Origin of the sequence: Duganella sp. 1224 (genome assembly GCF_013408245.1) — a bacterium.
In the GTDB taxonomy this organism is placed as follows: domain Bacteria; phylum Pseudomonadota; class Gammaproteobacteria; order Burkholderiales; family Burkholderiaceae_D; genus Rugamonas.
Window position 1 is genome coordinate 185,467 of sequence record NZ_JACBYS010000004.1, and the last position, 12,892, is coordinate 198,358.

General features: G+C 64.8%; 7 protein-coding genes. 3 read left to right on the top strand and 4 right to left on the bottom strand.

Annotated features, from left to right (window positions below; all coding sequences use genetic code 11):
* Positions 1-39: 39 nt before the first annotated feature.
* The 3 genes from FHW58_RS19465 to FHW58_RS19475 form a co-directional block, all read right to left on the bottom strand.
* A complete protein-coding gene (locus tag FHW58_RS19465) occupies positions 40-180 on the bottom strand; it encodes a CBS domain-containing protein (protein ID WP_179674830.1) in 141 nt (46 codons plus the stop codon).
* A gap of 72 nt (positions 181-252) precedes the next feature.
* Positions 253-4,413: a DEAD/DEAH box helicase gene (locus FHW58_RS19470; RefSeq protein ID WP_179674831.1), complete on the bottom strand. Its 4,161-nt coding sequence runs from the start codon at positions 4,411-4,413 to the stop codon at positions 253-255.
* The gene (locus FHW58_RS19475) at positions 4,410-6,329 is read right to left on the bottom strand and encodes a S9 family peptidase (RefSeq protein ID WP_179674832.1); all 1,920 of its coding nucleotides are present in this window, start codon (positions 6,327-6,329) and stop codon (positions 4,410-4,412) included. The genes FHW58_RS19470 and FHW58_RS19475 overlap by 4 nt, the downstream gene beginning before the upstream one ends.
* Positions 6,330-6,528: 199 nt before the next feature.
* Here FHW58_RS19475 and hemE point away from each other — a divergent pair, with 199 nt between their 5' ends.
* Positions 6,529-7,614 carry a uroporphyrinogen decarboxylase gene (gene hemE / locus FHW58_RS19480; RefSeq protein ID WP_179674833.1) on the top strand — a complete coding sequence of 362 codons (1,086 nt, stop codon included), beginning with the start codon at positions 6,529-6,531 and terminating at the stop codon, positions 7,612-7,614.
* Positions 7,615-8,335: 721 nt separating this feature from the next.
* Entirely contained in the window at positions 8,336-10,351 is a 2,016-nt protein-coding gene (locus tag FHW58_RS19485) for a primosomal protein N' (protein ID WP_179674834.1), read from the top strand.
* An 80-nt stretch (positions 10,352-10,431) separates the two neighbouring features.
* Here FHW58_RS19485 and FHW58_RS19490 read toward each other — a convergent pair whose 3' ends face one another.
* A complete protein-coding gene (locus FHW58_RS19490; protein WP_179674835.1) occupies positions 10,432-11,319 on the bottom strand; it encodes an ArgP/LysG family DNA-binding transcriptional regulator in 888 nt (295 codons plus the stop codon).
* A 96-nt stretch (positions 11,320-11,415) separates the two neighbouring features.
* Between FHW58_RS19490 and FHW58_RS19495 the strand changes: the two genes are divergently transcribed.
* Positions 11,416-12,858, top strand: a complete 1,443-nt coding sequence (locus tag FHW58_RS19495) for a dihydrolipoyl dehydrogenase (protein ID WP_179674836.1) — start codon at positions 11,416-11,418, stop codon at positions 12,856-12,858.
* Positions 12,859-12,892 lie beyond the last annotated feature (34 nt).

A 12,892-nucleotide genomic window follows, 5' to 3' on the forward strand; every position in this document is an offset into this window, starting at 1 on the left:
ATTTCCAGCAAGGTGTGCGCGGTCTTGCTGTCGTCCGTTTCAGTTGACCAGGCGCTGGCCGTCGGTGACCGGCAGCGCGCCGACGTCGAGGTCGTCCATCAGTTCGGCGGCGCGGCGGATCGGGTCGGCAGGCGACACGCTGGTCACGTCGCGGCTCATCACGTCAGCAATGGTTTTCATGTGGCTTCTCCCGGTGATGGACGCCGGCTGGCGCCCTCACACTAAGACGCGCCAGGCCGCATGAAGTTCCGCCTACTTTTTCAGGCCTTCCTGCAGCATGGCCAGCATCTCGGACGCCGACATGCGGCCGCTGACATCGCTGCCCTCCAGCAGGCTGTCGGCCAGGTCGCGCTTGTGCTGGTGCAGGTCGACGATGCCCTCCTCGATGGTGTGGCGCGCCACCAGGCGGTAGATGGTGACCGGCCGCAGCTGGCCCATGCGGTGCGCGCGGTCCGAGGCCTGGTCTTCCACCGCCGGATTCCACCACGGGTCCATGTGGATCACGTAGTCGGCCGCCGTCAGGTTGATGCCGACGCCGCCGGCCTTCAGCGAAATCAGGAACACGTCGCCCTCGCCGCCCTGGAAGGCGTCGACGCGTTTCTTGCGGTCGGCCATCGAGGTCGAGCCGTCGAGGTACTGGTAGCTGACGCCCTGTTCGTCCAGATGCTCGCGGATCAACGCCAGGTGGTCGACGAACTGGCTGAATACCAGCACCTTGTGCTTGTTCTCCAGCAGCCCTTCCAGCAGGTGCGCGAAAGCCGCCAGCTTGCTGCTGGCCAGCTCCAGCTCCGGTGCGATCAGGTTGGGATTGCAGCAGGCGCGGCGCAGCTTCATGATCTCGGCCAGGATCTGGATCGACTTTTTCTCGGCCGGTCCCTCGACCTTTTCCAGGTTTTCCAGCGCGGCGCGGCGCAGCGATTCGTACAGCGCCGTTTCGTCCGGCGACAGGTCGACTTCCAGCGTGATCTCGGTGCGCGACGGCAGCTCGGTCAGCACCTGCGACTTGGTCCGGCGCAGGATGAACGGCTGGATCAGGCGGCGCAGCCGCTTGCGCGCCCCCAGTTCGGCGCGGTGGTCCTGCGGCTTCTCGATCGGCGCGGCGAAGCGCAGGTTGAATTGCTCGATGCTGCCCAGCAGGCCCGGATTGATGAAGCGGAACAGGTTCCACAACTCGCCCAGGTGATTCTCCAGCGGCGTGCCGGTGACGGCCATGCGGAAGTCGCCCTTCAGCGCCATCACGGCGGCGGAGCGCTTGGTGGCAGCGTTCTTGATGGCCTGCGCCTCGTCCAGCACGATGGTGTTCCAGTGCACCTTGGAGAACAGGGCGGATTCCAGTTGCAGCAGGCCGTAGCTGGTCACCACCACGTCGTAGCCGTGCAGGTTGTTGAGTTGTTCGGCGCGGTCGCCGGGGCCGAACAGCCGCATGTTCAGCGTCGGCGCGAAGCGCGCGGCTTCGCTCATCCAGTTCATGCAGACCGAGGTTGGCGCGATCACCAGCGTTGGTCCTTGCTGCGCGCGCGACAGGATCAGCGCCAGTGCCTGCAGCGTTTTGCCGAGGCCCATGTCGTCGGCCAGGCAGGCGCCCACGCCCCAATGCGCAAGGCGCGACAGCCAGTTGTAGCCTTCCACCTGATAGTCGCGCAGCTCCGCCTGCAGGGTGCTTGGCAGCTGCGGCTCGAAAGTCGTCTGCGCCTGCATGCGCGCCAGGTGCTCTTTCCACAGCTTGTCGGATTTGAGGCCGCCCACGTCGTCGGCCAGTTCCTCCAGCGCGAACGACGCCAGCGGATGCAGGCGCACGCCGTCGGCGGTGATCTCGCCGTAGGCCGTTACCTCCTGCAGGCGGCGATACAGTTCCTCGGTCAGCGCCAGGTAGCGGTTCTCGCCCAGTTCGACGAAGCGGCCCTGGCTCTTCTCCATCATCTCCAGCAGCGTGCGCAGGTCGATGACCTTGCCCTCGTCCACCTGCAACTCGCCGCTGGCGGCAAACCAGTCCTTGTTGCTCTTGATGGCCAAGCGCAGATGCTTCGATTCCACCTTGTTGGTCACGCGGAAGCTCTCGCCCTCTGGCCAGGCGATGACGATGCTGGCCGGGTCCAGCGCCTGCAGTTCGACCAGCAGTTGCAGGCACAGCGCCGGTTGGCCCAGCAACCATTCGCCGTGTTCATGTTCAGCCGATTCCAGCACCGGGCAGCGCGAGATCAGGTCGCGCTCCGCATCGCGTTCGTCGATCAGCTTGCGGCGCGCCTGCACCGGCTTGCCGCCGATGTCGGCGAGCACGCTGTCGGCGCCGTCGCCCGGCTTGTAGTAGGCGCCGTTGACCAGCGGGCGCACCAGGATCTGCATCTTCAGGCCGTGCTGGTAGGGCAGCAGGTGCAGGTGCAGGCGCGTGTCGGCGTCCATCTGCTCCATGTCCGGCGCGGCGCCGCCGATGTCCGACTGCACCGTCACCAGCGACGAGATGGCGCTGATGGCCGACAGCACCTGTTCTTCCGCATGCGCCGGCACGTTGAGCGCATCGCCGACGATGGCGGCGATCTTGCGGTGCTCGTCGAGGATGTTCACCACGCGCAGGCGGGTTGGCGTCTCCTTGCTGATGACCACCGACGAGTTATCGTCCGGGATGGGGGGCTGCAGGCGCAGTTCCAGGTTGCCGGGGCTGCGCTTGACCAGCAGTTCCGGCTCGCCGGACAGCATCTCCACCCGCATGTCCGGCAGGTCGGACCAGAACAGCAGCGGGTGATTGACCAGCATCGGCGCGGCCCGCTGCGGGTCGATCTCGTACGTCAGGCCGGTGGACTGGTAGCCGCGATGGGCGACCGTGATGGCTTCCGCCGCGCGGATGTCCTGCGGCGTCAGGAAGTCGAACTGCTCGGACTCGAAGCGCAGGCGCTTCAGGCCCACGGCGCGGCCCTTGCTCCACAGGCCGCGCGCATCGCGCTTCTGCTCCAGCGGCGCGATGTCGGTCAGGCCGTGGCGCGGATCGTAGGTCAGCAGCCACACCAGGCGCGAACTGCCCGCCGCATCCGGCGTGGTCGGCTGGTGCAGGTTCATCAACGCGGTGAGCTGGCGCTGCCAGCCTTCCTGCCGCTCGAACCACGTGGTCAGATCGGGAAAGCCGTAGCGCGAGCGCAGCGCCTGCGCGTGGGTCTGCATGTCGTTGTCGCCCATCTGGCCCAGCAGCGCGGCGGCCTGGCCGGCGATGAACATGTAGCCGGCACGTTCGGCGTTCTTCACCAGTTCCTGCAACTGCTCCTTGCGCTCCTGTAGCTGCGGCAGCGAGAGCCAGAAGTACAGCAGGAACTGGAACACCTGCGTTTGCAGGCCAGGCTCCCACGCCAGCGAGGCGATGGCATCCACCTGCATGATGCCGGCGCGGATCTGACGCAGCATGTCGATCTGCTGGTGCACGGCGCTGTCGTGATTCTTCGGCTGCTTGACGGCGATTTCCAGGTAGGCCTCGGCCGCCTTCAGGTGTTTGGCGTCGCCGCTGCGCAGCATCGACAGCAGGTAGAGGTAGCCGCCCATGCCGCTGAACAGCTGCTTGCGTTTGCCGGTGTCGCGGCGCAGCGTTTTGAGTGCGGCGTCAAAGCCGATGATGGCGGCGCTGGCGGCGCCGCGCAGCAGCACGACGGCGCTGGCGAGGTACTGGCTTTGCGGGCCGGCGGTTTTATCCAGATAGCGCTTGGCGTCGTCCAGGCGGCCGCTCAGCAGCGCGTCCTCCGCCATCGCCATGCGCAGTTCGGCGTTGACGTCGCCGTGGCGGCGCTGCATGTGCATCTCGCAGAACTCGCGGATCACCGGCGCGGCGGCCGGTTCGTGCTGGGCGTTGTGCAGCAGCACCGCCAGCACATCGTCCTGCAGCAGGGGGCTGACCAGCGCGATCATGCCCGGCTCGAACGGCCGGCCGAAGATGTCGACGATCGGATGCAACTGCGCCGCCTCGTAGCTGCCCAAGCAGAACGCCAGCACCTGCTGGATCTGTTGCGGACCATGGCCGCGCAAAAGACCCATGCGCAGGCGCGCCATGCCGGCGCGGTAGCTGCGCGGCTCCATGCTGTTCCAGGTCTGGCGCATCGGCACCAGTTCGGCGTAGGCCGCGCACAGGTCTTCCATCGCGTGGGTGCCGATGGCGGAGCGGATCGCCGGCCAGCGCAGCTTGGGATTGCAGACGAAGCCGCGACCCGTCACCACGCTGATGAAGGCCAGCCGCTCCAGCTTGGACAGCGCATCATCCAGCGTGGCCACGGAATATGGCGTGCCACGGTCCTCGTCGACTTCGATGCGCGCGTGGTGCAGGTGATCGAGGATGGCGGTGCGGCCCATCGGCTCGCCCACCAGCGCGAGCAGGGCGAGGATGGCTTTTTCGTTGAAGGGCAGCGCGTCGAATTCGGCGAGCAGCTTGGGATCGGTCATGCGTGGTTCAGCTTAAAGATGTTTTGATAGAAGTGCAGTTCCGCTTCCAGCGTGCGGATGATGTTTTCGGCCTTGCGGAAGCCATGGCCTTCGCCTTCCAGCGGTACGTATTCGACCGGAATGCTGCGCTTTTTCAGCGCGTCGACCATCATTTCCGACTGCTGCGGCGGCACCACCTTGTCGTCCAGGCCCTGGAAGAAGATCATGGGGCGGGACAGCTTGTCGGTGTGGTTGATCGGCGAGCGCTGGGCGTAGATCGCGTCTGCCTGTGCTTTCGGCGCGATCAGGTATTCGTTGTAGTGCGACTCGAACTTGTGCGAGTCCTGGTCCAGGCCTTTGAGGTCGGAGACGCCGTAGTAGCTGGCGCCGGCCTTGAACACGTCGTGGAAGGTCAGCGCGCACAGCGTGGTCAGGCCGCCGGCGCTGCCGCCGCGGATGATCAGGCGCTCGCCGTCCACCAGGCCGCGCTCCACCAGCGCCTTGGCGCCGGCCACGCAGTCCTCCACGTCGACGATGCCCCACTGGCCCTTGAGCAGATCGCGGTAGGCGCGGCCAAAGCCGGTGCTGCCGCCGTAGTTCACATCCAGCACGCCGAAGCCGCGGCTGGTCCAGTATTGGGTTTTCAGGTTGAGCGTATTGACCGTCATGCCGGTCGGGCCGCCGTGGCTGATGACGATGACCGGCGGCTTGGTGCCCGCCGGCGCCTGCACGTCCTTGTTGCGCGGGGCGTAGTAGAAGGCGTGGGCGGTGCGGCCGTTGGCGCTCGGGTAGCTGATGCTGGCGGGGATGGACAGGTTGGCTTCGTCCGGCAGGTCTTCAATCGACTGCGCGAGGATTTCGACGCCTTCTTCGGTGAAGTCGATGCGCGCCAGTTCCATCGGAATGGTCGGGCCGCCGGCCAGCATGGCGATGTAGCCGTTACCGACGCGCAGTTCGCGGATTTCCTCGTAGGGATTGGCGATGGCTTCCAGCTTGCCGCTGCCGGGACGCAGGCGCGCCAGGCGGCTCACGCCCTTGTCGATGTAGGTGCAGATGATTTCGCTGGCGGAGCGGAAGCCGTACATGCTGTTGCCGAAGGTCCAGTGCGGGGAGCCGAATTCGGCTTCCATCGGGCACAGGCCCTCGGTGCGCTGGCGGTCGGCGCACAGGCGGTACAGGTTCCACCAGCCGCTGCGGTCGGAGACGAAGTGCAGCAGGTTGTCGGGCGACCATTCGGGCTGGCAGATGGATTCCTCGGCGCCGCCGGCGATGCGTTTCGGCGTCGACAGCGTGCCGTCTTCGTTGAAGTCGGCCAGCCAGAGCGTGGTGCCTTGCCACGGCATGCGCGGATGGTCCCAGCTCAGCCAGGCCAGCGAACGGCCGTCCGGCGACAGGCGCGGCGACGAATAAAAGTCCGCGCCCTGCACCAGCACCGTTTCGGCGCCCGCGCCGAGGCTGATCGCGCAGATGGTGTTGGTCGGCTGCGCATGTTCGTCATCGCCATGCAGCTCACGCACGCCGATCAGGCGATGGCGCGCGCGGTCCACGACCAAGTCCGCAAAGCGCTGCATGCCCGCCTGCGTTACCGCCACCGGCGTGGCGCCCGGCGCGACCTGATAGACGCAATTGTCCTTGAAATGCGAAAAATACACCGTCTCGCCATCGACAGCGTAGGCGCCGCCGCCGTATTCATGCACCCGCGAGCGGACATTGAACGGTGCCGGCGTCAGCTCCTCGGTGGTAGCGCCGTGGTAGCGCAGCAGCGTAGTGCGGCCCGCCTCCGCCGCGCGGCCGGCCAGCCAGAAGATATCGCTGCCATCTGACCCGCCCAGCAACAGCGACGACAACGGCGTCGCCCCGGCCGCCACGCGCTGCGCGCTGATGGTCGACGGCCAGGTGCCATAGGCAGCAATGCTCGGAGAAACAGGCGAAGTCATAAAAAGCTCCAGAAAGATCAATGCGCGGGTGCACCGCATAATAGATTAAAAACCGGGGTCAGTGCCGACATTCGGACACGGACTCAGCTATGTCATGGCTGAGTCCGTGTCCGAATGTCGGCACTGACCCCGGTTTATTAAATCCGCAAAATGGCGTGGGATGCGATAATACCGGTTTGATTGTTTACTATTGCCTTCCATGCCACAATTTGCTCCGCTCAAGAATGACACCTTCCTGCGCGCGTTGTTGCGCCAGCCCACCACCTACACTCCCGTGTGGCTGATGCGCCAGGCCGGAAGGTATCTGCCGGAATACCGCGCCACCCGCGCCAAGGCCGGGTCGTTCATGGGCCTGGCCACCAATCCCGATTACGCCACCGAAGTCACCATCCAGCCGCTGGACCGCTTCCCGCTGGACGCCGCCATCCTGTTCTCCGACATCCTGACGGTGCCGGACGCGATGGGCCTGGGCCTGCACTTTGTTGAAGGCGAAGGCCCGAAATTCGAACGCCCGCTGAAAACCGAGGCCGATGTGCTGGCGCTGCGCATGCCGGAACCGGGCTCGCTGGACTACGTGTTCAAGGCCGTGACCCAGATCCGCACCGAGCTGAATGGCCGCGTGCCGCTGATCGGCTTCTCCGGCAGCCCGTGGACGCTGGCCTGCTACATGGTGGAAGGCGAAGGCTCGCGCGAATTCCACAACATCAAGAAGATGCTGTACAACCGCCCGGACCTGATGCGCCACATCCTGGACATCAACGCCAAGGCGGTGGCCGAATACCTGAACGCGCAGATCGACGCCGGCGCGCAGGCCGTGATGATCTTCGACTCCTGGGGCGGGGCGCTGGCCGATGGCGCCTACCAGGAGTTCTCGCTCAAGTACATGCAGCAGGTGGTGTCGCTGCTCCAGCGCGAGAAGGATGGCGTCAAGATTCCGGCCATCGTCTTCACCAAGGGCGGCGGCCACTGGATCGAACAGATCGCCGCCTGCGGCGCCGACGCCGTGGGCCTGGACTGGACCGCCAACCTGACCGAGGCGCGCCGCCTGGTGGGCCATAAGGTTGCCCTGCAGGGCAACCTGGACCCGGCCATCCTGTTCGCCAGCCCGGACCAGATCACCGCCGAGGTCCACAAGGTGCTGGACGCCTTCGGCAAGCCGGGTGCCAGCGGCAGTGGCCACGTATTCAACCTGGGCCACGGCATTTCGCAGTTCACGCCGCCGGAAAACGTCGCGGCCATGGTGGAGGCGGTACATAGCTACAGCAAGGCGCAGCGCGCTGCCTGATCGATCTGGTGAACGAGGGCACGTCTCCTTCGGGAGCGTGCCCTTTTTTATTGTGTGCAGAGCGACTTATGCACAATTTTTTTTGCTGCGGAAATAACAGGCAGTGCATATTTCCATGCCCTTGGCGTATCTGTAAGTGATTGATTTTACTCGGTAAAATTTATGGCCTAGGGGGCAATGTTTAGCAAGCCGTAAACACTGTCATGAAGCTTCACGTAGTTTATTTCGCCATTTTCCACAAAGTTATCCACAAAAACTGTGGACAAGAAATAAAATGGCTTAGTAAACCGTGACTTAGCCCTAACATTGTCGTTTTGGCTGAGAATCATGTTGCGTTGCACGATTTTTAGGCAAAAATGACACCCTGACCAAGCTTGTTATCAAGCCGCAAAGCTTGGTGTGAGCATAAGGATAAAATTTGGTACGCTTGTGCGCCGCAATGCCGTGGATAAGTTCAAAAAAATGCTTGATTTCAGAAAAAAATCTCGCGTAAATACTTCACTTATGCACAGCTGGCGCCGAGCGATGGCGAATTTTCCTCCCCTAGGAAGCGTTTTCCAAGTCACTGATTTTAAAGAGGAAAAATTTTGAATTTTTACCCGGTTTTGGAAGATGCCAACTTGGATGTCCGTGCTTTCCGGGGGTTAAGATTCCATTGTCCACAAAGTTATCCACAGAAACTGTGGATACATACAGCATCGATATTTTTGCAGGGTGCAGCATGAATAATCCACGCCCTTGCTACCTGCAAATCGTCATTGATACGCCGCTCAACGCGGTTTTTGATTACCGCTGGCAAGGCGATCCGGCCGAGCGCCCGCAGGTGGGCCAACTGGCGCTGGTGCCATTCGCGCGGCGCGAGGTGGTGGGGCTGATCGTCGGCGTGGCGGACGAGTCGGATGTGCCGGTGGATAAGTTGAAGGACGCGCTGGCCGTGCGCGGCCAGTTGTCGCCCTTGTCGGCGCAGTGGCTGGCGCTGGCCGGCTTTGCCGCCGATTACTACCAGCGTCCGCTGGGCGAGGTGGCCCTGCCCGGCCTGCCCAAGAACCTGCGCGTGCTGACCACGGTGGCGCTGGACCGGGCGCTGAAGAAGCTGGCCAAGCTGGAGGCGCCGCACGATCCCACGCCGTCCAACATGCCGGCGCTGAATCCGCAGCAGCAGGAAGCCGCTGATGCCATCGGCGGCGCCCAGGGCTTCAAGCCGACACTGTTGTACGGCGTGACCGGCAGCGGCAAGACCGAGGTCTATCTGCAAGCCTGCGCCCAGGTGCTGGCGCGCGAGCCGGATGGCCAGATCCTGATCCTGGTGCCGGAGATTAACCTGACGCCCCAGCTGGAGGGCAACATCCGCGCGCGCTTCCCCGGCGTGATGCTGGCCACCTTGCACAGCAGCCTGTCCGAGGGCGAGCGCATGCTGCACTGGCTGGCGGCGCACCAAGGCAAGGCGCGCATCGTGCTGGGAACGCGGCTGGCGATCCTGTCGTCGCTGCCGCATCTGAAGCTGATCGTCATCGACGAGGAGCACGATCCATCGTACAAGCAGCAGGAAGGCCTGCGCTATTCGGCGCGCGACCTGGCCGTGTGGCGCGCCTGGCAGCTGCAGATTCCCATCGTGCTGGGATCGGCCACGCCGTCGCTGGAGAGCTGGCACCACGCGCAGTCGGGCCGCTATCGCCGGCTGGAGCTGCGCGAGCGCGCGGTGCGCAATGCCGTGCTGCCGACCGTGAAGCTGATCGACATGGAGCGCGACAAGCCGAAGGATGGCCTGACGTCGCAACTGGTGGCGGCCATCAAACAGCGGCTGGAGCGCGGCGAGCAGTCGCTGTTGTTCCTCAACCGCCGGGGGTATGCGCCGGTGATCTGCTGCGAGTCGTGCGGCTGGATCAGCGAGTGCACGCGCTGCACGTCGTTCATGGTGCTGCATCGTCCGGAGCACCGGCTGCGCTGCCACCATTGCAGCCTGGAGATGCGCATCCCGCGCCATTGCCCGACCTGCGGCAATGTCGACCTGCAGCCGCTGGGACGCGGCACGCAGCGCGTGGAGGAGGGCTTGCAGGCGATGTTCCCGGAGGCGCGCATCTTGCGCATTGACGCCGATTCCACCCGCAAGAAGGGCAGCGCGCAGGAAGCGTTCGATACCGTGCACCGCGGCGAGGTGGATATCCTGGTCGGCACGCAGATGGTCGCCAAGGGGCACGATTTTAAAAAGCTGACGCTGGTGGGGATCATGAATCCGGATACGGCGCTGTTTTCGCAGGACTACCGCGCCAGCGAGCGGTTGTTCGCGCAGCTGATGCAGGTGGCCGGCCGCGCCGGACGGGCCGGCATTCCGAGCGAGGTGCTGATTCAGACGCGCTATCCGCAGCATCCGCTGTATGGGGCGGTGGTGCATCACGATTACGATCACTTTGCGTCGGCCTTGCTGGAGGAGCGCGAGCAGGCGGATTTGCCGCCGTATCTGTTCCAGGCGCTGCTGCGGGCCGAGGCGCGCGAGCTGGCCATGGCGATCGAGTTCCTGAGCATGGCGCGCGATTGCATGGAGCATCCGGGCATCACCATCAATGATCCGATTCCGATGACGATGACGCGCGTGCATAACGTCGACCGGGCGCAGTTGCTGGTGGAGTCGCCGTCACGCCCGGCGTTGCAGGCGTTCCTCAAGGAGTGGATGCAGGTGCTGCGCGAGATGAAGAGCCGCGTGAAGTGGTCGCTGGAAGTCGATCCGCTCGACATCTAGCCATCGCATCGTCGCACCGGCGAAAGCCGGTGCCATGCTGAGCATGCGTTCTATGGGCACCGGCCTTCGCCGGTGCGACCTTATAGCAGGTGGCGCCTGGCGGTTGCCACGATTTGTTCGGACAGCGCGCGCGTGAATGGCGTGTCGAGATTCCACGCGTGCCAGCTGAGCGCCACATCGACGAAACGGCCGGGCGCCAGGTCCACCAGCCGTTCGTCGGCCAGCGCCGACGCGATCTGCTGCAACGGCAGCAAGCCATACGCCAGGCTGCCGAACACGCATTCGCTTGAAGCCGCCGACAGCGGCAGCGTGTGATGCGGATAAGCCCCGCGCCACGCCAGCACCTCGTGCAGGAACCCGCCCATCATGTCCCGGTCCGTGACCATGGCCGGCGCCAGCTGCACCGCGTCGGCGATAAAACCATCGCCAAACCAGTGGTTGGCAAACGCCTTGGTGGCCACGCACACGTAGCGCATGCGCCCCAGCGGCGTCACCTGCGGGCCATTGGCCGGCGTCTCCGACGCCGCGCCGGCCGCCACGCAGCCAAACACGCTGCCCTCGCGCACCAGGTGCAGCGCCATCTCCGTGGACGCCACCTGCACGTGCAACTGGCAGCGCGGCGGCGACAGCAGCGGCTGCAAACTCAGCGGGAACCACGTCGCCAGACTGGCGGCGTCCACCGCCAGAGAAATCTCCGGCATGCTGATCTTGTTGCCCAGGTCGATATCGAGCGACGCTTCCATCAGCTTGACGTTGCGGTGATGGGACACCAGCCGCTGGCCCAAGCCGGTCGGCAGCGCCGGCTGGCCGCGCACGATCAACAGGCGGCCCGCCGCGTCTTCCAGCGCCTTGATGCGCTGGGACACGGCCGATTGGCTGATGCCGAGCGCCAGCGCCGCCTTTTCAAAGCTGCCCTGGCTGACCACGGCATCCAGCACGGCCAGCGCCCGATAATCCAGATTGTTCATAAGTCAGGCTTATAAAATTGGAAAAGGATAAGTCATACTAATACCGTTTTGCTTCGAAGTAAAACACGATTGGCAATCCGGAGTAGACTTGGCGGCATGAAAACCCTACGCACCGAAGTCGCCGTCATCGGCGCAGGCACCGCCGGCATGACCGGCTATCGCGCCGCCAAGACCGGCGGCAAACAGACGCTGCTGATCGAAGGCAACGTCTACGGCACCACCTGCGCGCGCGTGGGCTGCATGCCCAGCAAGCTGCTGATTTCGGCGGCGGACGCGGCGCACATGCTGCAGGCGGCGTCCGGCTTCGGCGTCCATGCCGGCCAGGTCCGCATCGACGGCAAGGCGGTGATGGCGCGCGTGCGCAGCGAGCGCGACCGCTTTGTCGGCTTCGTGGTCGAGAGCGTCGACGGCTATCCGGCCGAGGACAAGCTGCACGGCCACGCCCGCTTTCTCAGCCCGACGCAACTGCAAGTCGACGAGCACACGCTGGTCGAGGCTGAACGCTTCGTCATCGCCACCGGCTCCACGCCCATCGTGCCGGACGAGTGGCGCGCCGCCGGTCCGCGCGTGATCAACAGCGACGCCGTGTTTGACTGGGACGACCTGCCGCAGTCCGTGGCGGTGGCCGGCACCGGCGTGATCGGACTGGAACTGGGGCAGGCGCTGCACCGCCTCGGCGTGCGCGTGACCATCTTTGGCCGTGGGGTCAGTGTCGCCCAGCTGAGCGATCCGGCGGTGCTGGACGTGGCGCACAGCGCGCTGCGCGAGGAACTGGACGTGCGCTTCAAGACCCGCATCGTCAAGGTGGAGCCGCAGGGTGACGGCCTGGCCATCACCAGCGAGGACGCCAACGGCGACCAGCAGACCGAGCACTTCGAGTACCTGCTGTCGGCCATCGGCCGCCGTCCGAACGTGCACCAGCTGGGGCTGGAAAATACCGGCCTGCAGCGCGACCACCACGGCATTCCGCTGTACAACCCGCAAACGATGCAATGTGGCGACAGCGCCATCTTCATCGCCGGCGACGCCAACGACGAGCGTCCGCAATTGCCGGAAGCCGCTGACCACGGCCGCATCGCTGGCGACAATGCCGCGCGCTACCCGGACGTCCAGCCCGGCCTGCGCCGCACGCCGCTGGCCATCACCTTCACCGAACCGCAGATCGCCACCATGGGCAGCAGCTACAGCGACCTGTGCGTCACGCACGCCGGCCGCTTCGCCGTCGGCCAGGTGTCGTTTCACAACCAGGGCCGCAGCCGCGTGATGCTGCAAAACAAGGGCTTGCTGCGCGTGTACGCGGAATACCAGAGCGGCCGCTTCCTCGGCGCCGAAATGATCGGCCCGCGCGCGGAAAACCTCGGCCACCTGCTGTCGTGGGCGGTCCAGGCCGGGTTGACGGTGGACGCCATGCTGGACATGCCGTTCTACCACCCGGTGGTGGAGGAAGGCGTGCGCACCGCGCTGCGCGACCTCGCGCACCACCTCAAAAACGAGCCGGCGCACGATTGTCCTTGCGTGGATTGCACACCTGCGCCGTGATTGTTATTGTTAAATCAACGATACAAAAAATTTT

Coding starts and splice junctions, on each gene's coding strand:
- FHW58_RS19465 (WP_179674830.1), bottom strand. CDS start 180: ATGAAAACCATTGCTGACGTGATGAGCCGCGACGTGACCAGCGTGTCG.
- FHW58_RS19470 (WP_179674831.1), bottom strand. CDS start 4,413: ATGACCGATCCCAAGCTGCTCGCCGAATTCGACGCGCTGCCCTTCAAC.
- FHW58_RS19475 (WP_179674832.1), bottom strand. CDS start 6,329: ATGACTTCGCCTGTTTCTCCGAGCATTGCTGCCTATGGCACCTGGCCG.
- hemE (WP_179674833.1), top strand. CDS start 6,529: ATGCCACAATTTGCTCCGCTCAAGAATGACACCTTCCTGCGCGCGTTG.
- FHW58_RS19485 (WP_179674834.1), top strand. CDS start 8,336: ATGAATAATCCACGCCCTTGCTACCTGCAAATCGTCATTGATACGCCG.
- FHW58_RS19490 (WP_179674835.1), bottom strand. CDS start 11,319: ATGAACAATCTGGATTATCGGGCGCTGGCCGTGCTGGATGCCGTGGTC.
- FHW58_RS19495 (WP_179674836.1), top strand. CDS start 11,416: ATGAAAACCCTACGCACCGAAGTCGCCGTCATCGGCGCAGGCACCGCC.